Raw genomic sequence first — 25283 nt, 5'->3', positions numbered from 1 at the left:
TCAGGCCGGACGCGTAACTGGGAACCGATCGGCACCGTGTTGTTGAACCCGGATCGAGAGCAACAGAACGAGAAAATGGCGGCATAGTTAGACGGTTGACGCGACAACTACCTTGAAAAATGCCGATTGCGCCGATACAACTGGGCGGGAGCGGGGCGTTTGCCCCTTGCACCCCGGTGGACTAAGCTCACAATTCATAAGGGTTTCGGGCTCGCGCCCCTGTCGTACCTGCCCAGGACATGCTTTTGCCAATCCCCATTCACGATCCACATCAGGCTCCCGGCACGCTAAAGCGTCTGCCGCTGCGCAAAGCGGCGGTGCTGTTTATCGTTGCGGTGAGTTTGTGCCTGTTTGGTTTGCTGTACCTGCAACTTGAGCAGTCGCGGCGCCAGGATCTGGCGGTTGCGCAAATGGCCTCGAGCAACCTGACCCGGGCGATGGCACAGCAGGCAGAGGATACGTTTCTGGCGGCGGACCTGGTGCTGACCAGTCTGGTCGACTGGGTTCAGGACGACGGTTACGGTACGGCGCTAAAACCGCGCTTGCAGAAAACGTTCTCCCGACGGGTGCAGCAGCTGGAGCAGTTGCACGGCATGTTTCTGTTCGACGACCAAGGGCACTGGGTCGTTACCTCATTCCCTGATCTGCCCCATGGCAACAGCGTGGCTGATCGCGAATATTTCAAGTTTCATCAGCAGAACGTCTCGGCGGTAGCGCATATCGGCCCGGCGATTCGCAGCCGCGAGAACGGCGAATGGATCATCCCGATCTCCAAACGCGTCAACGATCGTGCCGGCAACTTTCAGGGTGTGTTGCTGGCCGGGATCAAAATGTCGTATTTCGAGCAGTTCTTTAAAAGCTTCAGCCTCGATGAAAACGGGATCATGTTTATCGGCCTGACTGATGGCACTTTGCTCGCCCGCCGGCCGTACGATGAATCCCTGATTGGCACTTCACTGGCCAAAGGCGAAATTTATCAGTCGCTGTTGCCCAATGCCTCTGCCGGAACGGCGATGTTCAAATCGGTCGTCGATGGTGTCACCCGTTTGTACGGCTACCGGCAACTGTCGGCGTATCCGCTGGTGGTGTCGGCCGCGACTTCGCGAGACACGATTCTCAAGGGTTGGTATGAACGCGCGTTTCAGTCCAGCGTGATTGTGGCGTTGGTGATGCTGGGTATCGGTTTGTTCGGCTGGGTGTTTATCCATCAGGTGCGCGACGGCGAGCGGATCGAGAAAAACCTGCGCAAGGCGCAACGGGCGCTGGAGCAGATCGCCACTCACGACAGCCTCACCGGGCTGGCCAATCGGCGCCTGTTCGAGCGATCGCTGGAGATCGAGTTTGCCCGTGGTGCGCGGCAGGTCAGTCCGGTCAGCCTGATCATGCTCGATATCGATTTCTTCAAGCGTTACAACGACGCTTATGGGCATGTGGCGGGGGATCATTGCCTGACGCAAGTGGCCCAGGTGCTTAAGAACTGCTGCCAGCGCAAGTCCGATCTGGTCGTGCGTTACGGGGGCGAGGAGTTCGCGGTTTTATTGCCCGACACAGACATCAATGGCGCATTGGCGATTGCCGGGCAGATTCGCCGCAGCGTGATCGACAAACGCATCACCCACAGTGGTTCGCCCACCGGTTATCTGACAGTCAGTTTGGGCTGCTACTCGTTTGTCCCCAGCGGCAATGACAGCATTGAAGTGTTTATCCAGCGCGCGGATGCGGCGTTGTATCAGGCCAAAAATGCCGGGCGCAATCGGGCGGCGGTGCTGTCTACGGATGACGGCACCGGTGAGCTGATGCGCTACGACCGCTGACACAAAGACCACCACAAAAACCTGTGGGAGCTGGCTTGCCAGCGATAGCGGTCTGTCAGCTTGAGAAGAGGCTGACTGTAGTGACGCCATCGCTGGCAAGCCAGCTCCCACAGGTTTTTTCAGCGAGCACAGATTGTGTGAATGTCTAGAGAGCACGTGGAAAGATTTTTACCACGGATGGCTCTTGTTCGTTCAGCCACCCGTGCCACCGCCCGCACCGCCGGTACCACCACCCGCCGAACCGGTGCCACCACCAGCACCGGAGCCCGATCCGGTGGCGCCGCCATTGGTGCCGGTGCCGTCGGCACCGTTACCGCCCGATGGCGCGCCCGGCGTGTTGTCCGGTGGCATGGTCGAGCCGCTGGTGGAACCCGATTTGGTGCCCGTTGCATCGACGCCGTCGTTGGCAGCGAAGCTGGCAGCCGATGCCGTGGCCAGCAGGCCAGCGAGCAGTAACGAGGTAAGTTTGCGCGTCATCATGGTACGTCTCCAAAGAGGGGATTTACCTGATATTGGTCTGAGGCCCCCAACGCTTTGTGCCGTCCGAGTGACGAGCGGTCGATGGAGTGGCCTACTGTTCTTCAGGAATATTGGCTATTTGCCGAGCGCTGCACCGGGGCTAACGTAGCCACACATTCACTTGCCCCGGAAAACCACCATGCAACCTCGTATCGATTTCTACACTGCTTCCCCGGACGCCCTGAAAGCGATGATCGCCCTGGAAACCGCCGTCTCAAAGCTGCCGCTGGAAAAAACCCTGATCGAACTGGTCAAGCTGCGCGCCTCGCAAATCAACGGCTGCGCTTTCTGTATCGACATGCACACCGCCGATGCAATCAAGGGTGGCGAAACTCCACGGCGCCTGTTCGCGGTGACCGCATGGCGTGAAGCGCCATTCTTCAGTGACCGTGAGCGCGCCGCGCTGCTGTGGACCGAATCGCTGACCCAGCTGAGCCTGACCCACGCGCCGGACGAAGACTACGACGTCGTTGCCGCGCAGTTTTCGCCCAAGGAAATGGTCGACCTGAGCGTCGCGATCAGCACCATCAACAGCTGGAACCGCTTGGCGGTAGGCTTCCGCAAAACGCCTCAGGCCTGAGGCCACATCACAATTTGCGTGGTGGCGTGCGACGGTCTTCAAATGTTTATTTGAGCCACTGGCCGGGTGTGCTGCCGGTCATGGCTTTGAAGAACGCGATGAACGCGCTGTCACTGGCGAAGCCCAGTTCGAAGCTGCAATAACTGAGGCTGCGTCCGGTGGCGAGCAACTCCATGGCGCGCATCAACCGCCATTGCTGGCGCCACTGCTGATAACTCATGCCGGTCTCGCGCTGGAAGATTCGGCCGATGGTGCGGCTGCTGGCGCCGATCTGGCGTTCCAGCACCTGCAGTTCCGGCGGCAATTGTTCCGGTGTTGCGAGCAGTGGCCGCAAACGCTTGTCCCGTGGCAACGGCAACAACATCGGTTGTTGTGCCGCTTCAACAATTTCGCTCAGGCACAAGCCAAGTAGATGGGCGAATTTGCCCTGTTGCCAATCAGTGTCGAAATCCGCCGTGGCCATGGGCTCCAGCACGGCGCGCAGCAGAGGGCTGACTTCGATAACGCAGACCTGTTGCGGCAGCTCGCGGCACAGTTCCGGGATCAGGTAAATAGAGCGGTAATCGACGCTTTGCTGCATCACCGCGCGATGGCTCACCCCCGCCGGAATCCACGCCGCGCGCGACGGTGGCAGCAGACACAATTGTTGCGCGAGGGTGATGCGCGTGCAGCCCTGGCGGGTGTACAGCAGTTGCCCGTGCAGATGCTGATGTTGTCCGGAATCGTGATCACCCAGTATTGCTGCGATGCCGATCACCGGCGCCGAGTAATGGTTTGCATCAAAGAGGGTGTGGGCGTCGATCCAGGCCATGGGTTGTCCGATTTGCGCGATAAATTGGCAGGATTGGGATAATACGCCAGCCAGCAGTTCTTAAACTCCCCGACGGTTTACTCGAGGAGTCATAAACAATGAACAACAGAAATCTGTTACCGCTGGCGATAGCGTTGCTGATGTTTCCGCAGATTGCGCAGACCCTGTACAGCCCGGCGCTGGGGGATATCGGTCGGGTGTTTAAAGTCAGTCCTGAGGCGGCAGCGCAGACTTTGTCGGTTTACTTTCTCGCCTTTGCCGTGGGCGTGGTGGTGTGGGGGCGATTGTGTGATCGCATCGGCCGGCGTCCGGTCATGCTTGTGGGGTTGGCGATCTACGCGGTCGCCACGGTTATCGCGCTGCGGGTCAGCAGTTTCAACGGTCTGCTGCTGGCGCAGGGTTTGGCGGCATTCGGCGCGGCGGTGGGCTCAGTGGTCACGCAAACTTTGCTGCGTGACCGTTTCAAAGGCGCAGAACTGGCGCAGGTGTTTTCCCAGGTGGGCATCGCGTTGGCGGCCAGTCCGGCGATCGGTTTGTTCAGCGGTGCCAGTCTGGTCGAAGCATTCGGCTATCGCGGCGTGCTGATTGCGCTGGTTTTAATCGCTGCGACGCTGTGGTTCTGGAGTTGCTACGCCTTGCCGGAAACCCGCCCTCAGCAAACGCCCCACGTTTGTGTGTGGGAAACCCTCGCTCGCATGCTGCGCGACTTGGGCGTCTGGCGCTCGGCGTTATGGATTGCTGCGTTCAATGTGGCGCTGTTCAGTTATTACAGCCTTGGCCCGTTCATTTTTCAGCGTCTGAATCTGGACGCAACATGGTTCGGCTACAGCGGCGTGATCCTCGCGCTGGGCTCAGGTTTTGGCGCATGGGCCAACAGGCGTTTGTTGCAGGCAGGGTGTGCCGCGATGCAGTTGATCCGGCTCGCCGCCGTCACCGGTTTGCTCGGTGGCATTGGCGTCTGGTGGCTGCAGGACAGCGGCGCGTTTGTGCTGCCGATGCTGCTGATCGTGCTGGCGTTCGGCATGGCAATCCCCAATATTCTTGGCCTGGCGCTGGTCAATTACTCGGATCGTCTCGGCACTGCCGGAGCTTTGTTGGGACTGATTTATTACCTGCTGATCGGCGCGGGCATGATGCTCGCCGGGTGGTCTCAGGCCCTCGGGGAAACCCTGATAGCCTGCAGTGCCGTGGCGTTGCTGCTAACAATAAGAGCAACAAAAGCAATTGTTTAAGAAATGTAAGCGCTGTAGGAAGCGTCTTGCATTTGTGTAGGAGGGCTCCGACTATCACGATCATTGATGATGTGGCATTACGCCATTCAATGATCGCAAGGATGTTGCGTGCCGTATTCGATTCGCGCTGTTTTTCCTCGTTATGTCACGGGTTGGCCGCTGTGGTCGGTCGTTGTGTTGAGCGTGGTTGCGTCCTCGCTTGAAGCGGCCGAACCTGTCGCACCGGGCCAGGAAGTGCTGCGCCAGCAGCAACAGCAACAGCGCGATTTGCAACAGCTGCAACTTGAGCAAAGAAAACGTCAGTTGGAGCGCGGCGCGTTCGGCCCGGCGCCGGTCACTCCGGCGATTCCCCAAACCGTTACTCCCGATGAGCGCTGCTGGCCGTTGAGCGGCACGCGCATCGGCGGCGTCACGCTGATCGACAGCGACAAACTCAATGCCCGCATCAAGCCGCTGCTCGCGCCGTGCATGGGCGTCGGCCAGATCAATCATCTGCTGGCGACCATCACCGCGATTTACGTCGAGAAGGGCTACATCGCCAGCCGTCCCTACCTGGTGAGTGCACCGGCGGCGGGGCAGTCGCTGGACATCCGGATTGACGAAGGCTACATCGAGTCCATCGAACTGGCCGATCAAAGCCTGCCGGTTTCCCTCGGTGGTGCGTTCCCGGGCATGCTCGGTGGGCCGTTGAACCTGCGCGATCTGGAGCAGGGGCTGGATCAGTTGAACCGCTTGCGCTCGGTTGACCTCACCGCCGACATCGCCCCCGGCAGCCAGCCCGGCGCCTCACGGATCATCCTGCGCTCGCGCACCACCGGGCACTCGCGCTGGGCCTTGAATGCAGGGATCGACAACCTCGGCAGCGCCAGCACCGGGCGCGACCGCGATACCCTCAGTCTGAGCCTCGACAGTCCGCTGGAACTCAACGACCTGTTGAGCCTCAGCGCCAGTGACACGTTGAATCAGGGCGACCGCTATAGCCGCAACGCCAGCCTGTATTACGCGATCCCCTACGGCTACTGGACCTTCAGCGTGTTCGCCAGCCACGCCGAATACCGCGCGCCGTTCAAATTGCCGAGCACGACTTTTCACAGCACCGGCATCACTGACCAGGTCAGCCTGCGCGCCGACCGCGTGTTGTGGCGCGACCAGAGCCGCCAGCTCAGCGCCAATCTGCAACTGGCGCACAAGGACGTCGACAGTTATCTGCAACATGTCCGTCTGGGCATCCAGAGCCCGACCCTGACCGTGGCCGAAGCCGGGCTCAATCTGTTCTGGCTCGACCGCGCGGTGTGGAATCTCGACGTCAATTACGCACAAGGCCTGCGCTGGTTCGGTGCCGATGACGATTCCCGACAGGCGATCAACAACCTGCCGAAGGCACAGTTTCGCAAGTACCGCGCCGGCCTCAGTCAATGGCGCAATGGCCAGTTCGGCGCGCAAGTCTGGCAATGGCAGAGCCAACTCAATTTGCAGTACAGCCCTGATCCGCTGCCAGCCATCGAGCAACTGCTGGGTACCGACGATTCGGCGGTGCGCGGTTATCGCGTCAGCAGTGCCTCCGGTGCCAGCGGTGCGATCTGGCGCAACACCTTGCGCCTGCCGCTGCGCAGCGAATGGCCGGTGCAGATGACCCCGCGTGTCGGCCTCGACCACGGCTGGATAAAGGCCGATCACGGCGCTCAGGGTCAACGCCTGAGCGGCGCCAGTGTCGGCCTGAATCTGGGCTGGAAGAACCTGCAAGTGGACGTCGATTACCAACGCGCCCTCAACACCCCAAACGGACTGCAACACGAGCCCGAAACCTGGCTGATGCGGGTCGGGGTGCAGATATGACTGATACGAACAATGCAGTGAACAAACAGCCGTCGGATCTGAGCGCGACAGCCACGGCCAACACCAAAACGCGCGACGTGATGCCGTACTTACATGGAGACGTTCTTATGCCAGCACCTACCTTTGCATTTCATCTTTCCCCACGGGGCAAATTGCGTTGGGCGATCGCCAGTCTGTTCTTCGCCGTGCACCTGCCGAGCGCTTTGGCCGGTGGTGTAGTCGTCGCTCCCGGACCGGGCGGCACCGCGCAATTGCAGACTCAGGGCGGTGTGCCCATGGTCAATATCGTCGCGCCTAACGGCTCGGGCCTGTCGCACAATCAGTTCCTCGACTACAACGTCGACCGCCAGGGTCTGGTGCTGAACAACGCCTTGCAGGCCGGGCAATCGCAACTCGCCGGGCAACTGGCGGCCAACCCGCAACTGCAAGGGCAAGCGGCGAGCGTGATCCTCAACGAAGTGATCAGCCGCAACCCGTCGGCCATCAACGGCGCACAGGAAATCTTCGGTCGCGCCGCCGATTATGTGCTGGCCAACCCCAACGGCATTTCGGTGAATGGCGGCAGTTTCATCAACACGCCGAACGCCAATCTGGTGGTCGGTCGCCCGGAGTTGAACGACGGCAAACTGCAAGCCCTGAACACCCGCGACGCCAGCGGCCAGTTGCATATTCAGAACGGCGGCCTGCGTAACGGCGAGGGCTCGATCAACCTGATTGCCCCGCGTATCGACAGCCAGGGCGCGCTCACTGCCCGCGATCAACTCAACCTCACCGTTGGCCGCAATCAGGTCGATTTCGCCAGCGGCCAGGTGAAGACTGTGGACCCGGCAGGCAACACCACCGATCAACGCATCGACGCCAGCCTGTTCGGGGCGATGCAAGCCGGACGCATCAACATCGTCAGCACCGCTGAAGGCGCTGGCGTGCGAGTTGGCGCGGTACAAGTGGCCGGGCGCGATGGCGTGCAGATTCGTTCTGCCGGCGACCTCAGTGTCAGCGGCGATGCAGTGACGAACAGTCTCGACGTGACGCGCGCGGGTATCCGCAGCAGCCAGGGCGATGTCGGCCTGCACAGCGGCAAGGACCTGACATTGGCCGCCACCGATGTCAGTGGTCGTGACGTTAGCGTCGATGCCAAGCGCAATCTGACCCTGAGTACAGTCGAAAGCCGCAAGCTCCAGGAAAAGCGCGAAAACTGGAGTAACAGCACCATCGGCATCACGTGGGAAACCTACGACCGTACCCAAACTGACAGCGAGTCGCGTCAGCACGGCAGCCAGATTATCGCCAGCCGTGACGCGACATTGTCGTCCGGCAAAGACACTCAACTGAACGCTGCAAAAGTCGAAGCGGCGAAGAATCTCAGCGTGCAAAGTGGCGGTGATCTGCGTCTGACTGCCGCCACCGAAAGCCACACCCAGGCCGATCAGGGCAATCACCGCAAACACTTGTGGAAAGCCAACTGGAACACCAGCAGCGAAGAGCAGCGCAGTGTCACCAGCCAGTTGAAGGCTGGCAATATCGCCCTGCAAACCGCAGCGCTGTTGCGTTCCGAAGGTGCCGAGTTGAACAGTTCGGGCGACCTGCAACTGGCCGGCAAACAGGTGGAAATCACCACGGCCACACGCACCGATCGCAGCAACGACAATCGCTATTCCGGCGATCTGGTGGGCGGTGGTTTCTTTGGCAAAACCGGTGATGCCGACAAAGGCCAGACCCAGCATCAGGGCAGCAAGGTCAATGCGGCGGGCAAACTGATCGTCAAGGCTGACGACGTACGCATCAGCGGCAGCCAGGTCCGTGGCGGCACCGACGCAAGCGTGATCAGCGACAAGGGTTCGCTGATCGTCGACGGCGTGCAAGACACCTCGCACAGCAACAATCATGACAAGGACAGCAAGTTCTTCGGCATCAGCAAGGACGAGTCGCGCCAGAACGCCAAGGACAGCACCACGGTGCGCAGCGAACTGGTGTCCGACAGCAACCTCAAGCTCAAAAGCGCCAAAGATATCGAAGTGGCCGGTTCGACCGTCAAGGCGGGCGGCGCGTTGACGGCGGATGCGGCGGGGGATGTGAACGTGCACTCCGCGCAGAACAGCCACGACAGCAGCGCCACGACTGAAACCCGTGGCTTCGATGCCTACGCCAAAGAGCAGACGCCAGAGCAATATCGCGCCGGGATTCATTACGAAGACAAGCAACAAACCGTGACCCGTAACGACGTGACCCAGCAAGGTTCCAGCCTCAGCGGCGGTAGCGTGCAAGTGAAGGCGGGCGGCGACGTGACCCTCAAGGGCGCGGACGTTAAATCCACCGCGGGCGACACGACGTTGAGCGGTAAAAACGTGTCGTTGCTGGCCGAGCAGGACAGTCACAAAACCTCCACCGACCAGTCCAGCACCGGCGGCGGTTTCTATTACACCGGCGGCCTCGATCGCGCCGGCAGTGGCATCGACTTCGCCCACAGCACCTCGCAGGACACCAGCAGCAAAACCACTGCGCAAACCACCAGCGTGCAGAGCAACGGTAGCCTGACGATCAACGCCGGCAAGCTCGCCACCGAAGGCGCGCAAGTGAAGGCTGGCAACGGTTTGAACATCGCGGCCAACGAAGTCGATAACCGCGCGGCCAGCAACACCGAAAGCAGCACCCATAACCAGAGCAACTGGTCGGCGGACATCGGTGCCAACGTCGAGTACAAAGACATCGCCCGGCCTATCGCTGGTGCGGTTAAAGATGTGCTGAACGCCAAGGTGCCGGACAAGGATGCACTGGCCAATCTCGGCCAGCCGAACGTCGGTATCGACGTCGCGGTCGGTCACGGCAGCGCCGAGAAAACCGAGCAAGCCAGCAACGCTGTGGTCAGTCGTTTTGACGGCGGCACTGTCGACGTGAACGTCGCCGGAACGCTGCACGACCAAGGCACGCAGTACAACGCCAGCGCCGGTAAAGTGAACATCAGCGCCGACAAACTGGTTGCCGATGCCGCGAGCAATACCCACGCCAGTACCGACAGTTCGGTGGATGCCAAAGTCGACGTGCGGGTCTACACCAAAACCGGCGAAGACGTGAATGTCGCCGGTAGCGGCGCGGGAGGCAGCAGCCAGTCGAGCAAGGACAGTTCCACGGCGGTGGTCGGCGCTTATGCCGGCAGCCAGGGTGTGAACATCAAGGTTGGTGGTGACGCGCAGTTCGAAGGCAGCCGTTTCGACGGCGGGCAGGGCGGCGTGAACATCAAGACCGACGGCGATCTTGCGCTCAATCAGGCCAACGATCGCCAGAACAGCAGTGATGCCAGTCTGCGCGGCAATGGCTCGCTGACGGTCGGCACCTTGCCGGGCAGCGATGGCACCAACGTCGATCTCGGCGCCGGGTTCCAGCTCGACCACACCGGCAAGCAGACCTCTGACACTCAGGCCCATGTCGCAAGCATCACCGGCAACGGCCCGGTACAACTGAGCAGCGGCGGCAATCAGGTCCAGCAAGGCACCACAATCGACAGCGCTGGCGCCATCGATCTGCATGCTGACGGCAAACTCGATCTGCAAGCAGCCACCGACACTCACACTGCCACCGGCAGCAATCTCGGCGGCGGCTTGAAGGGCGGCGGCAGCAAATCCAGCAGCGAGAAGAGCCGCGATCAGGGCGGCAATCTCAGTGGCAACTTCAACATTGGTCGGGTCAATGAGCACTCACAAACACTGACCGGTGGCCAAATCACCAGCCAGAGCGGGATCGCCCTGAGCGGTGACGCTGTTCACCTGCAAGGCACGCAAGTCAGTGCACCAAACGTCAACGTCGATGCACAGAAGGGCGGCTACGTTCAGGAGTCGGCACAGTCCACTGAAAGCCGTAACAACTGGAACGTCGCACTGAATGCTGGCGGCAACCTGAGCAGCAAGAAACCGACAGCCGCCGATGAGAAGGCCAGCAGCGATCACGGCTTCAATGCCGAGGCCAAGGTTGGCGTGGATTACCTGCAGAGCACCACGCAGCAGAACAGCCAGATCAAGGCTGACAGTGTGGTGTTGAACAGCGCAGGTGATGCAGAGTTGGCTGGCGCGCGAATCGATGCGAAGACTGTCAGCGGGAATATCGCCGGTGATCTGGCAGTCGACAGCCGTCAAGACTCGAAGACAAGCGCCAAGGTTGACGTGGATCTGGGCCTGACCGCCAAGAAGAACCCACCGAACGACAAGGAAAAACTCGCCGGCACCGACTACAAACCGACGCTGAAAGCGCAGGGCGAATACGCGCGAAAGAACAGCGTCGCGCAGGCGTCCGGCATCAGCGCCAGTCAAGGTGTAAAGCTGAATGTAGGCGGCGCGACACAACTGACCGGCGCGCGCATTTCGGCGAGTGACGGCAAGGTTGATCTGGGTGGTTCGAAGGTCAGCAGCACCGACCTGAACAATCGCGATTACGGCATCAAGGCTGGCCTGGATCTGCCACAAAAAACCGAGGAAAACGCGCCGAAGGTGTCGTTTGAGAACGGTGATCTGAAAGTCGGTCCTGTCACTTTGAGCGGGCATCTCGATACCCAAACCCTGCAGGCCGGAATCGACGAAAAAGGCTGATCCCGATAGTCCCGTGTAGGAGCTGCCGCAGGCTGCGATCTTTTGATCTTGCAAAACCAGGATCAAAAGATCGCAGCGTGCCGCAGCTCCTACAGGGGGATTTGCTTATGATCGGAATGATTTGCCGGTATTAATAGTAACCATTACTATTCGCGCTCATTTCCTCAGCACACCACCCATACCCCCATGCGTCCCCGCAGACCCGGCTTTTTCGAGCATTACGAAGAGTTGATCGGCACCTGGACTCGTCGCCTGCGCAATCGCGCGCAGGCCGAGGATCTGGCGCACGACACCTTTGTGCGTGTGCTTGAATCCGATTCGGCAGAGGTGCAGCAACCCCGGGCGTATTTGCACCAGACCGCGCGCAATATCGCGGTTGATGGCTATCGGCGGGAAGATCGGCGCGGCGCCATGGAGTCGGAGGCGATCGATCACAGTGCGTCGTCATCCGGCGACCCGGAGCATTACATGCATGCGATCCAGTTGGCTGACTCCATCGAACGGGCGCTCGCGGAGCTGCCAGTCAATTGCCGGAAGATTTTTGTCTGGCAGAAGATCGAAGGCCTGACCCAGGCGGAAATCGCAGAACGCCTGGGGCTGTCCAAGAACATGGTCGAAAAGTATATGATCCGCACCCTGCGGCATCTGCGTGATCGACTGGACGGGTTGCAGTCATGAGCAGCAACTTTTCATCCCCGGCCAAACAGGACATTCCATGATGGATACTCGTGATTGCGCGTGCGGGCAAACGACGGTGCGCGATGACGCGGCTCGCTGGTTTGTGCGTTTGCAGGAGCCGGCCGTCAGTGCCGACGAGCAGCAGCGCTTTGACGCCTGGCTGAATCAACATCCGCAACACCGTGATGAATTCCAGCTGCTGCAAGGGCTGTGGACGGCGGCTGACCTGCTGCCGGCGCCACGCCTCAAAGCCCTCGCTGAAACCCCACCGGCGCGCCGTGAGCGGCGTCCGCTGCTGCGTTATGCGGTGGCCGCCAGTGTGCTGGCGGTGGCGCTTGGACTGGGGCTGTTCAGCGGCCTCAATCACCCCGGCAGCTACAGCGCCGAGTTTTCTACCGTGCCCGGTGAGCGCAAGCATGTCGCATTGCCGGACGGCTCGGTGATCGACCTCAACAGCCGCAGTCGCTTGCAGGTGCATTATGAAAAGGATCGCCGGCTCATCGAGTTGAGTGAAGGCGAGGCGATGTTCAGCGTCGAGCACGACGCCTCGCGACCGTTTGTAGTCGAGGCCGGCAGCGGCAAGGTCACGGTCACCGGCACGCGCTTCGATGTGCGCCGCGACGTGACGCAGACACGGGTGGCGGTGGAGCAGGGCACGGTGAAGGTCCAGGGACACGATGCGCCGGACAACGAATTTATCAACCTGACCGCCGGCCTCGGCACCCACGTCGATGCGCAAGGCAAAGTCGCGGCAGCCTACGCGGTCAACCCGGCGGAGCTGACGGCGTGGCGCAGTGGCAAACTGGTGTTCAACAACGCCCGCCTCAGTGAAGTAGCCGCTGAAGTGTCGCGTTATCGCGAGCAACCGCTGACCGTCGGCAACCCCGGCGTGGCCAATCTGCGCCTCACCAGTGTGTTCAAATCCGACAACACCGACGCCTTGCTCAAGGCCTTGCCGAACATTCTGCCGGTGGCCATTCGCACTCTCGCGGATGGCAGCCAGGAAATAATTTCAAAATAACATTCAGGTTTTTTTCGAGTTCATCGTCTTCCTGTTCAACTGCAACTGGTTTGCATTAACAGCCGCACACTCTTGCGATCCACAGGACTACGTTCGACGTGAAAACCATCACTGCCAACAACAAAAAATCTCCTTGGTTGCCGCTGGCCCTCGCGCTGGCGGTCAACGCTGCCGTGCCTTTGGCGTTCGCTGCTGAAGCTATTCATATTCGCGCGCAGCCGCTGGGTCAGGCCTTGAGTGAACTGGGCCAGCAAACTTCGCTGCAAGTGTTTTTCAGCCCGGACCTGGTCGCCGGCAAACAAGCCCCGGCCGTCGACGGTGATCTCTCGCCAGAGCAGGCGCTGCGCCAATTGCTGCAAGGCAGCGGTCTGGATTATCAGATCAACGAAGGCTCGGTGACGCTGGCGCCCGCCGCGACTTCCACCGCCACCAGCGGCCCGCTGGAACTGGGCGTGACCGATATCAAAGTGGTCGGCGACTGGCTCGGCGATGCGAATGCGGCCGTGGTGCAAAACCACCCCGGCGCGCGGACGGTGATTCGCCGCGAAGCGATGGTCGAGCAGGGCGCGATGAACGTCAGCGACGTGCTCAAACGCGTGCCCGGCGTGCAGGTGCAGGACTCCAACGGTACCGGCGGCAGCGACATTGCTCTGAACGTTGGCGTGCGCGGTCTGACGTCGCGTCTGTCGCCACGCTCCACCGTGCTGATCGACGGCGTACCGGCAGCGTTCGCGCCGTACGGTCAACCACAACTGTCGATGGCGCCGATCTCGTCGGGCAACCTCGACAGTATCGACGTGGTGCGTGGTGCCGGTTCCGTGCGTTATGGGCCGCAAAACGTCGGTGGCGTGATCAACTTCGTCACTCGCGCAATCCCGGAAAAAACCACTGGCGAGATCGGCACCACGCTGGAAACCACCCAGTATGGTGGATGGAAGCACATCGACACGGCGTTCCTCGGCGGCACCGCCGACAATGGCATGGGCGTGGCGCTGTTGTACTCGGGCGTCAACGGCCACGGCTACCGCGAGCGCAACAACGGCAACGACATTGACGACGTGATCCTGAAGACGCACTGGGCGCCGACCGATCAGGATGATTTCAGCCTCAATTTCCATTACTACGACGCCAGCGCCGACATGCCCGGCGGCCTTACGCAGAAGCAGTACGACGACAATCCGTATGAGTCGGTGCGCGACTACGACAGCTTTACGGGCCGACGCAAGGACGTATCGTTCAAGTGGATTCGCCAGATCGACGAGCGCACTCAGGCTGAAGTGCTGACCTACTACACCGACAGTTTCCGTGGCAGCACCATCGCCGCACGCGACCAGAAAACCCTCAGCTCGTATCCGCGCTCTTATTACACCCTGGGCATCGAGCCGCGTGTGTCGCGCGTGTTCGACGTCGGCCCGACCACCCAGGAAGTCAGCGTCGGTTATCGCTATCTGAAAGAAGCGATGCACGAACAGTCGAGCCGACTGGCGCTGGTCAACAACCAGCCTGTCGTCACGCCGACTTCCGACGGCCACGTGTTCCAGGATCGTACCGGCGGCACCGAGGCCAACTCGGTTTACGTCGACAACAAAATCGACGTTGGCAACTGGACGATCACGCCGGGCATTCGCTTCGAACACATCAGCACGGATTGGCACGATCGCGCGGTGCTCGACACGGCCGGCAGACCGGTGCCAGAGAAAAACCGCAGCATCGAAAGCAATGAGCCGCTGCCAGCGTTGAGCGTGATGTATCACCTGTCGGATGCGTGGAAGCTGTTTGCCAACTACGAAACCTCGTTCGGCAGCCTGCAATATTTCCAGCTGGGGCAGGGCGGCTCGGGCGATAGCACCGCCAACGGTCTGCAACCGGAAAAGGCCAAGACCTACGAGATAGGCACGCGTTACAACGATGACGTGTGGGGCGGGGAAGTGACGCTTTTCTACATCGACTTCGACGACGAACTGCAATACATCAGTAACGACGTGGGCTGGACCAACCTCGGTGCGACCAAGCATCAGGGCATTGAAGCCTCGGTGCACTACGACATTGCGGCGCTGGATCCGCGCCTTGATGGTCTGACCGCGAATGCCGGTTTTACGTATACCCGTGCGACCTATGAAGGCGAGATTCCGGGGTTCAAGGGGCGTGATCTGCCGTTCTACTCACGTCAGGTGGCGACCGTTGGTTTGCGCTATGACGTCAATCGCTGGACCTACAATCTTGACGGTTTTGCCCAGTCGAAACAGCGTTCGCCGGGCACCGGTGTGAATGCGGACGGCAGCTTCAACGGCAACTACATCACTGACGGCACGGCGGATGGGCAGTACGGTGATATTCCGGGTTATGTGACCTGGAACGTTCGCGGCGGTTATGACTTCGGGCCGCAGGTGTCGAACCTGAAGCTGGGCGCCGGGGTGAAGAATGTCTTCGACAAGCAGTATTTCACCCGCTCCAGCGACAACAATTCGGGGATGTATGTGGGGGCGCCGCGGACGTTTTTTGTGCAGGCCAGTTTGGGGTTTTGAGGCTTTTGGGGGGCGGATCCGTTTTTTGGGTGAAGGCTGAGTAGGGTTCCGCCCTTACGGCGGGTCACTTTTGGCAAACGCCCCAAAAGTAACCAAAAGGTCTGTGCCCTGACGTTCGGCCCTCGCTGTGGCTCGGGTTCCTTCGCTCCGGGATCCATCCGGGGCATCGATTCCGGTTTGCTTCGCTGCACCTCCTTTCGATGTCCTCCCCGGATGAATCCCTCCACTCAGTCTTCCGACGGGCCTTCGAGATCAAGAGCTGCACTCGAGCTAACGCTCATTGTGTTGAGTGGGGCGGACTTCGCCGCATTGGGTGTTCGCAAATCAAAATTGTGGGAGCTGGCTTGCCAGCGATAGTGGCCTGCCAGCCGACCAGGCTCTGGCGGGTGTACTCGATCCCATTGTGGGAGCGAGCTTGCTCGCGACGGCGGTCTGACAGCCGACCAATCTCAGGCAGATGTAATCAACTCACCTGTAGGAGCTGCCGAAGGCTGCGATCTTTTGATCTGCTTGGCTTTGGCTTTGGCTTTGGCTTGGGTTTTTGATCTTCTGCCCCATCGGCAGGCCGAGCAAAGGTGTTCATCCGGGGGGTAGGCGCGTAGCGCCGTGCGGCGAAGCCGCATACATCGAGAGGAGGTGCAGCGAAGCAAACCGGAGGCGATGCCCCCGGATGGACACCGTAGCGAGGGAACACTGAGCCTCAGCGAAGTGCCGTACGCCGGGGCAAAGCCTTTTGGTTCCTTTTTGGCGTTTGAAAAAGGGACTCGCTGTAAGAGCGAAACCGCCAGCGGCAGCACCCGCACCAACGGATATGCCCCCAAACCCCAAACCCACCCCCCAAAAAACCAAATCAAAAGACCGCAGCCTTCAGCAACCCCCACACAGTTCGGGATCTGGCAGCTGCACTCGGTTCAGACTTTCAACACCTTCCCGCCAATCGCCACCGCCACCAACAACACCGCCATTAGCCCAAACGCGAAGCTCAAACTGCTGGCATGCGCGACAAACCCGATCACCGCCGGCCCCGCCAGAATCCCCGCATAACCCAGCGTAGTGATCGCCGGCACGGCAATGCTTTCCGGCATCACCGTCTGCTTGCCCACCGCCGTGTACAGCACCGGCACGATGTTCGAACAACCGGCACCGACCAGCGCATAACCGACCAGAGCGAGTTGCCAACTTGGCGCGAACGTCGCCAGGAACAAGCCTGCCGCCGCCAACAGACCACCAAACAGAATGATCCGCGTCGCCCCGACACTGCGCACAATCCGGTCGCCCATCAAGCGGCCGGCGGTCATGGTCAGGGCAAATGCCGCGTAACCCAAACCCGCATAGGCCGTGTCGATCCCGCGTTCCTGAGCGAGGAACACCGCGCTCCAGTCCAGCGCCGCGCCTTCGGTGAGGAACACGATGAAGCACATCCCGCCGATAAACAGCACGATGCCGTGCGGCACCGCGAAGGCCGGGCCCGAGCTTTCGCTGCCATACGGCAGCATGTGCGGGACGCATTTGAACAGCGCGCCGATCAGCACCGCAACCACCACCAGCATCGCACCCAGCGGCGACATACCAAGGCCGAGCAGGGCGCTGACGCCCGCCGCGCCGACAATCCCGCCGAGGCTGAACAAGCCGTGAAAACCCGACATCATGTTCTTGCCGCTGGCGCGCTCGACGATCACCGCTTGCAGGTTCACCGTCGAATCCACCGTACCCAGCCCGGCGCCGAACATGAACAGCGTGGCAATCAGCGCCGGAACCGACGACACCGTCGCCAGCAACGGCAACGCCGCGCAGATCAGTAACGTGCCGCCAGTTGCCACGCGTCGGCAGCCAAACCGCGTGGCCAGAATACCCGCCAATGGCATCGCCAGAATCGAACCGACGCCGAGGCACAACAGCAGCAATCCCAAGGTGCCCTCATTGAGCCCGGCGCGGGCCTTGGCGTACGGCACCAGTGGCGCCCACGCGGCAATACCGAGGCCGGCGATGAAAAAAGCGATGCGGGTGGACATCTGTTGCATGCGTCCGGGGACGAACGTGTCTTGGGGGGTGAGGCTGGTCATATCGATCCTTGGCAAAAATACATCGCGTCCTCGAGGGACAGTGATTGAGCGTCGAGGTTCGATCACAGGACTTGGTGGAACGCAGGAGGATATCGTTGCACAGTCCAACCCGTGGGAGCGAGCCTGCTCGCGAAAGCGGTGTGTCGGTAGACATATTCTTTGACTGAGCCCACGCATTCGCGAGCAGGCTCGCTCCCACAGGGGATTGCGTTTTACAGTGCCATTTTCGAAACGATGAAGGGCAGGTGATGACGCAGTTCTACGATGCTCGGGGCAACATCTATGGGGTGGTTTCTCCGGCGACGTTGCGTGAAGCGGGGATTGATTTGCCAGCGAGTGCGACCGAATGTGCGTCATCGCGCAAGGCATGGAGTAAAGCGGCCATCGCGCTGTGCTGCGACTGGCCGGAAGGTCAGCGCCCGCCGAACAGCAAATCCCACCGCAGCGATGGCCTGCTGATTGGCCCTTTCCAGAACTCGCCGCCGTTTGACGTGCTGATCGTCAACACCGACGGCACCCTCGCCGAGCGCAGTGGCAACGGCCTGACGATATTTTCTCAAGCGTTGACCGAACAGGGATTGATGCCGGAGCAGGGGGCGCGATTAAGCGTCCACCACGACAAGGGTGATGCGCTGCAAACTTCGGTGAAACCGGCCGAAGTCGAAAGTGTGAACGGTTTTTGGCTGGATCTCGGCCAACCCGAATTCGGCGCGGATGCGGTCGGAGCGCAGAACATAGAAAGCGGCGAGTTCAATGGGCGTGCCGTGAGCCATGTGCAGCTCTTGGCGCAACTCGATCCGACTTGGAGCCGCAGCCAGTTTGTACGCATCGGCAATCCGCATTGTGTGACGTTACTGACAGACGTTGACGCATTGCCGAGTAACGAGCAAATGCGCGAATCACCGCTGAGTGAAGGCTTGACCCGGATTGCTTACGCGATGCCGACGGGTGAAGGTGATCCTTGCCCGGCGGGCGTCAATCTGCAGTGGGCCGTGCGCGAGTCCGAGCAGCGAATTGTCGCGCGGGTGTTCGAACGCGGCGAAGGGCCGACCGCTTCCTCCGGTACCAGCGCCAGTGCGGTGGCGTGCGCGGCGTGGCGAGTCGGTTGGGTTGACGCGGGCGAGGTGCACGTCGTGATGCCAGGCGGCACCGCTCCGATTTTGCTTGAAGAAGAGCACGGGGAATTGGTCGGGGTCAGATTGTTCGGTACGGCGCAGTTGATGGGTTGAATTTGAAACCGCCATCGCTGGCAAGCCAGACTCCCACAGGTTTTTGTGCTGAGCACTGCGTCTGTGTACACAGCAGTCCTAGGCCAGACACACACACTGTGCTCACCGAAAACCCTGTGGGAGCTGGCTTGCCAGCGATGGGGCCCTCAGCCTCAGCTCAAACTGCTGCTGAACTCCACCACCGGCATCTGCCGCTTCATCAACACCTTGCCGCCGCGAATCGAATACAGCGGCAAGCCCTGGCTGCGAATGACCTCGTAATCGCTGTCCGCCGAGAGGATCAGCAGGTTTGCCGGTCGCCCCTGTTCCAGGCCATAGCGCTCGCCCAGATTCATCGCTTTGGCGCTGTTATCGGTGACCAGATCCAGCGCACTTTGCAGGTTGCGGTAACCGAGCATGTGGCAGATGTGCAGGCCGGCTTCAAGCACGCGCAGAATGTTGCCGTTGCCCAGCGGATACCACGGGTCGACGATCGAATCCTGGCCGAAACACACGTTCATTCCGGCTTCGAGCAGCTCATTCACGCGGGTTACGCCACGGCGTTTCGGGAAGTTGTCGAAACGCCCTTGCAGGTGAATGCTCTCGGTCGGGCACGAGACGAAACTGATCCCGGAATGGCCGAGCAGGCGGAACAGTTTTGCGCAGTAGGCGTTGTCGTAGGAGCCCATCGCCGTGGTGTGGCTGGCGGTGACGAGGGCGCCCATGTCACGGCTGCGTGCTTCTTCGGCGAGCACTTCGAGGAAGCGTGAGTGCGGGTCGTCGGTCTCGTCGCAATGCACGTCGACCAGGCATCCGGTGCGTTCGGCCAGGTCCATCAGAAACTTCACCGAACTCACACCCTGATCGCGGGTGTACTCGAAATGCGGGATGCCGCCGACCACGTCGGCGCCCATGCGGATGGCTTCTTCCATCAACTCGCGACCGTTGCGGAACGACTCGATGCCTTCCTGCGGAAAGGCGACGATTTGCAGGTCGATCAGGTGTCGACTTTCCTCGCGCACTTCGAGCATGGCTTTGAGTGCGGTGAGTTGTGGGTCGGTGACGTCGACATGGGTGCGCACATGCTGGATGCCGTGAGCCGCCAAGGTCTGAATGGTTTTCTTGGCGCGGGTCTTGGTGTCTTCTTCGGTGATGGTGACCTTGCGCTCGCCCCAGCATTCGATGCCTTCGAACAGCGTGCCGCTCATGTTCCAGCGCGGTTCGCCGGCGGTGAGGGTGGCGTCGAGGTGTATGTGTGGCTCGACGAAGGGCGGCACTACCAGATTGCCGCCGGCGTCGAGGTCGTCGGGGCCCAGGGTCGGGGCTTCGGTCTGGCGGGCGATGCTGCGGATCAGCCCGTCTTCAAGGTGCAATTCGTGCAAACCTTCCTGGTTGCGCAGTCGGGCGTTGATGATGTGCATCAGGCAAATCCTTCTTATAAGTCTTGAAGTGGCGCGCTGGCGCTGCGGGCGCCGAGTATGGCGGTGAAGATGACATACGTTAGCGCGGCAGCAGCGATCCCTACCAGCGGCGCGACCCACGGCGAGCTGAACGCCGCGACGGTGCCGATCCCGTAGGCCCCGAGGCCCGGCCAGTTGAAGGCCGGCAGCCGTGCGTCGGCCAGACGCGGATAGCGCCCGCGCCAGCGGTAGAAGAAGTCGGCCATGATCACGCCGCCAATCGGTGGGATCACCGTGCCAAGCAGAATCAGATAAGGCACCAGCATGTCGTACATGCCCAGCAGGGCGAGCAGGGTGCCGATCACCGCACCCGCCAACGTCACGGTCTTGCGCCGCCCGGTGCGCAGCAGGTTGCAACCGGCGACGGCGAAGTTGTAGATGGTGTTGTCCTGAGTGCTCCAGATGTTCAGCAACAGCATCGCCATTGCGGCCATGGCGAAACCCTGCAACAGCAGCACTTCAACCACGTCCGGTTGCTGATAGACGATGGCGCCATAGGCGCCGATCAGCACCATCAGGCCGTTGCCGATGAAGAACCCGATCAGGCTCGCCAGTACCGCAACTTTTGCCGAACGCGAAAAGCGCGTCCAGTTGGTCGCCTGCGTCGCGCCACTGACGAAAGTGCCGAACACCAGAGTGATGGCGGTCGACCAGCCCAGCGAACCAGTGGGCACAACACTCAGCAGTCCCTCGAAACCGCCGACTTTCACCGTCGCGGCCCACATCGACAGCATCAGCAGCAACATCATCGCCGGCACCGCGATGTACGACAGAATCTCCAGCCCGCGATAACCGACATACGCCGTGGCGCAGAACATCAGGCCGAACAACACCATCAACCCGAGAACCGTGGCCTCATCGAGGTTGAAATACTTGCCGATCACCACCGCCGCCGTCGCCGTGCCCCAGGCATACCAGCCGATCTGGGTGAAACCGAGGATCAGGTCGCTGAGCTTGCTGCCGACTTCGCCAAAGCAGAAACGCCCCATCAGTACCGAATTGAGACCGCTCTTGAAGGCGATATAACCCAGGCCCGCTGCGTACACCCCGAGCAGCAGATTGCCGACGATGATCACCGCCATCAACTCGGCAAAACCGAACGCCACGCCGAGCTTGCCGCCGGCAAACATGGTCGCGGTGAAGAAGGTAAAACCCAGCAACACCATCGCCGTGGAGGCCAGGCCTTTGCGCGCATGCAGGGGGACTTCGCTGAGGGGGTAATCGTTGCCGGAATCGTTTTGCGTCATGGGGCGGTCCTTGCTGAAAGAGGAAGACGCGAGGAGGGTTGCAGTGCTCGTGCCAAACCGGGCGCTGTGGCTATGTATAGACGAGACGGTGGTTTTCGGCGCGAAAGCGGTGCACCTGAACACAACCAGGCCCCATGTGGGGGCCAGCAGTCCAGCGCTCGCACAGTCTTGTGCTGACCCCCATCCAGGAGCTGCCGCAGGCTGCCATCTTTTGATCCTGTTTTTGCGGATCAAGAGCAAAAGATCGCAGCCTGCGGCAGCTCCTACAGAGGATGTTTGTGATCGTATTGTGGGGTCAGAGGAAGCGCAGGAGCGCGGCGACAATGGCTTCAGGGGCGTCTTCCTGGACGAGGTGGCCGGCGTTGGGGATTGGGTGGAATTGTGATCCCGGGATCATGTTGTGTAACGCTCGACCACGTTCGATGGGAATCCACTGATCTTCTTCACCCCAGAGAATCTGCAACGGGCAGCGGATGTTCGGGTACTGATTTTCAGCGTCACGGGTATAGCGCTCATCCATCTGCGCAATCTGCCGATAGAACGCCGCTTGGCCCGGATCGCCGAGCCAGGGCTGCACGTAGGGCGCCAATTCATCATCAGGAATCTCGCGGTGAATCGCCCCGCGAATGTAGGTCGGTACGATGGCGCGCTGAATGTAGTCGGGCAATCCGCTGAAAGCTGCTTCATGCAGGCGCACATGCTGCACAAACGGCGAACCCCAGGGCGTCAGCGCCACCGGATCGATCAGCGTCAGGCTGCGGTAGTCCTTGCCATCGAGCAGATGTGTGCGCAACGCGGTGGCGCCGCCGAAGTCATGGGCGACCACGTCGGGACGTTGGATATTCCAGTGATCAAGCAATTGCGCGAGGAGTTGGTTTTGTATGCCGAGGGACACATCCGCATCAGGTTGCTCGGAACGCCCGTAGCCGAGCAGGTCGAAATAATGCACCCGGTGCGTCGCGAAAAAATGCGGCGCAATGCGGTGCCATACGTAGGAAGAGAAGGGCGTGCCATGCACAAACACCAGCGGCGGGCCGTCGCCGCGCACGGCATGACGTACCTGTCGGCCATGGAAATCAAAGACCTGATCGAGCAGCCAGTCCGTCATGGGCCTGTCCTCTTGGCGGGGTTGAGCCAAGAAGCATAGGCGTAAAAAAACAGCCATGGCGGCTGTTCTCTATTTCCCTGGATAAACACAAATCCCCTGTAGGAGCTGCCGCAGGCTGCGATCTTTTGACTTTCTTTGTCAGGACCAAGATCAAAAGATCGCAGCCTGCGGCAGCTCCTACAGGGGGATTTGTGTTGAATCATTCACCGCGATAAATGCAACCGCTGGTGCAGGTCTCGTGAATGCGGATCGCGCTGAGTTCCGGCAGCAGTGGCTTCATTTCATTCCAGATGAATTTGGCCAATACTTCGCTGGTCGGGTTTTCCAGACCGGGAATATCGTTCAGGTAGTTGTGATCCAGACGCTCGTACAAAGGCTTGAAGATCGCCTTGATCTCGGAGAAGTCGCGGATCCAGCCGGTGTGCGGATCGAGGTCACCGCTGAGGTGAATTGCCACTTTGAACGAGTGACCGTGCAAACGCCCGCACTTGTGGCCGTCCGGGACGTGCGGCAGGCGGTGGGCGGATTCGAATGTAAATTCCTTGAAGATTTCCACAGTGTTTTCAGCTCTGTTCAGATGGCGTTCGCCGCAGCGATTCGGGCAGGCGGCGAGTTTACCAGCTTGTGTTTGGCCGTGCTGACTAAAGGGTCAGCAAGCGCTCGGCGAGGCGACCATTGGCAGCCAGTTCGAGAAACTCGTCGCCCAGTCGGCGGCTCTCGTCCATCGCCGCGTGCCAGTATTTCTGCCGGCTCGGTGCATCGCCCATGAAGCGCTTGAAGTCGTTGCGGTCGGGCAGTTTGCCGTAGGGCAGGCGCGCCAGGTATTCCTTCGAAGGCGCGAGCAACAGCACGTCCTGCAAGCGCTGCACCGAAGCACGGCGCCACGGCAACGTCTTGTCGAACCAGCCCGGAATCACCCGGTCGGTGAAGTGCGGATAGAGCACGATACCGTCGCCGTTGTAGGGCAGGTCGAGGTGATAGTCGAGCAGGCCACCGTCGCGAAAAGTCCCGGCACCGGCGCCCGGCAAATCACGCACGCCTTCCATGACCATCGGGATCGACCCCGACGCCAGCAGCGCCTGACGCAGATTGCCGGCATTGAGCGCGACGAAGCGTGACGGAAAGTCATTCAACGCATTGACCGGCGGTGCCAGGCGCGGATCGTGGATGATCAGCCGTTCGAAGTGCCGCGACAGCCGTGCGCGGCCTCGCAAGTTATCAGCAATCACGGAGCCCAGCGCCAGACCGAGACGACCACGATGATCATCGGCCAGACGCCCCTGGCTCTTCACCACCATGATGTTCAAGCGGTAATCGGCGTTGGTGAGGATGCTCGCATCGCGGCCGTCGAGCAGTTCGTTGAGCATGCGCTGCGAGCTCTGGCTGATCTCGGCCATGGTCACGCCTTTATTGAAATTCTGCTCGGCGTAGAGCTGGCCGAGGCGACGGATGCCTTCGGCGGCGTCCGGCAGGCAGGCGCTGGCGAAGCGCCAGGAACCGACCGATGCCCCGATCAGCGAACGCTCGCGCGGCGCACTTGGCAGCCACTCACCGAACAACGCCAGATCCAGCCCCTGAATCCCCAGCGCCTTCGGCCCACCGGCCGCGCCGGGCAGGGTGCCGACGTCGGCAGCGTTCAGGCCTTGCGCACGAATGCGCGCCATGGCCCGTGGGCCAGCCTTGAGGGTGAGGGCGGGAAACTTGATGTGGATGGCAGTCATACCGGTCTCGATCGTTAGCAAGCGAAGGATTATAAGCGTTTCCCCAAACCCTGTGGGAGCGGGCTTGCCCGCGATGACGGCGGCAAAGCTTGCATCCATTTGGCTGAAAGGACGCCATCGCGGGCAAGCCCGCTCCCACAGGGGTTTGCATGAATCTGCGATGTGGCGTTGCCATCAGCAATGATGGCCATTCAGTTTCAGTTAAGTTCATCCCGTTAAGGTGCCCTCCGTAGGCAACACATAAAAAATACGGAGATACCCATGAAAACCCTGACTGCCCTGTCCCTCGTCTCGATCATCGGCCTGACCGCCAGCCTCGCCCATGCCCGCGATTTGGGACCTGATGAGGCCCTGCGGCTGCGCGACGCTGGTACTATCGTCTCCTTCGAGAAGCTCAATGCCACGGCACTGGCCAAACACCCGGGTTCGACCATCACCGAAACCGAGCTGGAAGAGGAGTACGGCAAGTACATCTACCAGGTCGAACTGCGTGATCCTCAAGGGCTGAACTGGGATCTGGAATTAGACGCGGTCAGTGGGCAGGTTCTCAAGGATCATCAGGATACGTAATGAAGGTTAATGTTCGCGCCACCAGCCTTGCTGCGTTGGCGCTTGTGATTTTCTGGTCGTCGGCGATGGCTCGCGACCTCGATCAGGACGAGGCACTGAAGCTGCGTCAGCGCGGGGTGATCCTGCCGCTGGAGCAAGTGTTGCAGCAGGCCATGGATCGTTATCCCGGGGCAAAACTGCTGGAAGTCGAGCTGGAAGAAAAACACGACGTCTACATTTATGAAGTCGAGTTGCTGACGGCCGAGGGGGTGGCGCGCGAGCTGCACCTGAAGGCCGATACCGGTGAACTCGTGAAAGACAAGGAAGATTGATC

The 25283-nt window shown here is 60.7% G+C and carries 19 protein-coding genes; 11 read left to right on the top strand and 8 right to left on the bottom strand.

The window, feature by feature from the left end:
* Positions 1–245: 245 nt before the first annotated feature.
* The gene (locus JJD74_RS05450; protein WP_115147318.1) at positions 246–1814 is read left to right on the top strand and encodes a sensor domain-containing diguanylate cyclase; all 1569 of its coding nucleotides are present in this window, start codon (positions 246–248) and stop codon (positions 1812–1814) included.
* A gap of 192 nt (positions 1815–2006) precedes the next feature.
* On the opposite strand, the gene JJD74_RS05445 is transcribed toward JJD74_RS05450, so the two are convergent.
* Positions 2007–2294 carry a hypothetical protein gene (locus JJD74_RS05445; protein WP_200612050.1) on the bottom strand — a complete coding sequence of 96 codons (288 nt, stop codon included), beginning with the start codon at positions 2292–2294 and terminating at the stop codon, positions 2007–2009.
* A gap of 178 nt (positions 2295–2472) precedes the next feature.
* Between JJD74_RS05445 and JJD74_RS05440 the strand changes: the two genes are divergently transcribed.
* Positions 2473–2913 carry a carboxymuconolactone decarboxylase family protein gene (locus tag JJD74_RS05440; protein WP_042560104.1) on the top strand — a complete coding sequence of 147 codons (441 nt, stop codon included), beginning with the start codon at positions 2473–2475 and terminating at the stop codon, positions 2911–2913.
* A gap of 46 nt (positions 2914–2959) precedes the next feature.
* On the opposite strand, the gene JJD74_RS05435 is transcribed toward JJD74_RS05440, so the two are convergent.
* Positions 2960–3724: an AraC family transcriptional regulator gene (locus tag JJD74_RS05435; RefSeq protein ID WP_200612048.1), complete on the bottom strand. Its 765-nt coding sequence runs from the start codon at positions 3722–3724 to the stop codon at positions 2960–2962.
* 98 nt (positions 3725–3822) lie between these two features.
* Between JJD74_RS05435 and JJD74_RS05430 the strand changes: the two genes are divergently transcribed.
* The 6 genes from JJD74_RS05430 (at position 3823) to JJD74_RS05405 (ending at position 15593) form a co-directional block, all read left to right on the top strand.
* Positions 3823–4956: a multidrug effflux MFS transporter gene (locus JJD74_RS05430; RefSeq protein ID WP_200612046.1), complete on the top strand. Its 1134-nt coding sequence runs from the start codon at positions 3823–3825 to the stop codon at positions 4954–4956.
* 108 nt (positions 4957–5064) lie between these two features.
* The gene (locus JJD74_RS05425; RefSeq protein WP_200612044.1) at positions 5065–6792 is read left to right on the top strand and encodes a ShlB/FhaC/HecB family hemolysin secretion/activation protein; all 1728 of its coding nucleotides are present in this window, start codon (positions 5065–5067) and stop codon (positions 6790–6792) included.
* A gap of 107 nt (positions 6793–6899) precedes the next feature.
* The gene (locus tag JJD74_RS05420) at positions 6900–11369 is read left to right on the top strand and encodes a hemagglutinin repeat-containing protein (RefSeq protein WP_200612042.1); all 4470 of its coding nucleotides are present in this window, start codon (positions 6900–6902) and stop codon (positions 11367–11369) included.
* Positions 11370–11555: 186 nt separating this feature from the next.
* The gene (locus tag JJD74_RS05415; protein WP_047300659.1) at positions 11556–12047 is read left to right on the top strand and encodes a sigma-70 family RNA polymerase sigma factor; all 492 of its coding nucleotides are present in this window, start codon (positions 11556–11558) and stop codon (positions 12045–12047) included.
* 37 nt (positions 12048–12084) lie between these two features.
* Positions 12085–13068 (top strand): FecR family protein, encoded by a 984-nt coding sequence (locus JJD74_RS05410; RefSeq protein ID WP_200612040.1) that lies wholly within the window; start codon positions 12085–12087, stop codon positions 13066–13068.
* Between the two features lie 98 nt (positions 13069–13166).
* Positions 13167–15593 (top strand): TonB-dependent siderophore receptor, encoded by a 2427-nt coding sequence (locus JJD74_RS05405; RefSeq protein WP_200612038.1) that lies wholly within the window; start codon positions 13167–13169, stop codon positions 15591–15593.
* A 911-nt stretch (positions 15594–16504) separates the two neighbouring features.
* On the opposite strand, the gene JJD74_RS05400 is transcribed toward JJD74_RS05405, so the two are convergent.
* Positions 16505–17656: an MFS transporter gene (locus JJD74_RS05400; RefSeq protein ID WP_115147256.1), complete on the bottom strand. Its 1152-nt coding sequence runs from the start codon at positions 17654–17656 to the stop codon at positions 16505–16507.
* Between the two features lie 248 nt (positions 17657–17904).
* Here JJD74_RS05400 and JJD74_RS05395 point away from each other — a divergent pair, with 248 nt between their 5' ends.
* A complete protein-coding gene (locus tag JJD74_RS05395) occupies positions 17905–18885 on the top strand; it encodes a diaminopimelate epimerase (RefSeq protein WP_200612026.1) in 981 nt (326 codons plus the stop codon).
* A gap of 152 nt (positions 18886–19037) precedes the next feature.
* On the opposite strand, the gene codA is transcribed toward JJD74_RS05395, so the two are convergent.
* The 5 genes from codA to JJD74_RS05370 form a co-directional block, all read right to left on the bottom strand.
* Entirely contained in the window at positions 19038–20285 is a 1248-nt protein-coding gene (codA, locus tag JJD74_RS05390; protein ID WP_042560094.1) for a cytosine deaminase, read from the bottom strand.
* 14 nt (positions 20286–20299) lie between these two features.
* On the bottom strand, positions 20300–21571 hold the full coding sequence (gene codB / locus JJD74_RS05385; protein ID WP_200612021.1) for a cytosine permease: 1272 nt from the start codon (positions 21569–21571) through the stop codon (positions 20300–20302).
* A 295-nt stretch (positions 21572–21866) separates the two neighbouring features.
* The gene (locus JJD74_RS05380) at positions 21867–22679 is read right to left on the bottom strand and encodes an alpha/beta fold hydrolase (protein ID WP_200612004.1); all 813 of its coding nucleotides are present in this window, start codon (positions 22677–22679) and stop codon (positions 21867–21869) included.
* Positions 22680–22878: 199 nt separating this feature from the next.
* Complete coding sequence (queD, locus tag JJD74_RS05375; RefSeq protein WP_003223505.1) at positions 22879–23235, bottom strand: 6-carboxytetrahydropterin synthase QueD; 357 nt, start codon at positions 23233–23235, stop codon at positions 22879–22881.
* Between the two features lie 85 nt (positions 23236–23320).
* The gene (locus tag JJD74_RS05370) at positions 23321–24400 is read right to left on the bottom strand and encodes a patatin-like phospholipase family protein (protein ID WP_200612000.1); all 1080 of its coding nucleotides are present in this window, start codon (positions 24398–24400) and stop codon (positions 23321–23323) included.
* A 261-nt stretch (positions 24401–24661) separates the two neighbouring features.
* On the opposite strand from JJD74_RS05370, the gene JJD74_RS05365 reads away from it, so the two are divergent.
* Both JJD74_RS05365 and JJD74_RS05360 read left to right on the top strand, forming a co-directional pair.
* Positions 24662–24970 carry a PepSY domain-containing protein gene (locus JJD74_RS05365; protein ID WP_042560090.1) on the top strand — a complete coding sequence of 103 codons (309 nt, stop codon included), beginning with the start codon at positions 24662–24664 and terminating at the stop codon, positions 24968–24970.
* On the top strand, positions 24970–25281 hold the full coding sequence (locus JJD74_RS05360) for a PepSY domain-containing protein (RefSeq protein WP_200611997.1): 312 nt from the start codon (positions 24970–24972) through the stop codon (positions 25279–25281). Before JJD74_RS05365 ends, JJD74_RS05360 begins: the two co-directional genes overlap by 1 nt.
* Positions 25282–25283: the final 2 nt, after the last annotated feature.

It is taken from the genome of Pseudomonas sp. MF6776, assembly GCF_016613125.1.
Classification (GTDB): domain Bacteria; phylum Pseudomonadota; class Gammaproteobacteria; order Pseudomonadales; family Pseudomonadaceae; genus Aquipseudomonas; species Aquipseudomonas iridis.
The sequence above is the reverse complement of the archived record's forward strand: the minus strand, read 5'-3'. Positions and strand labels throughout refer to the sequence as shown.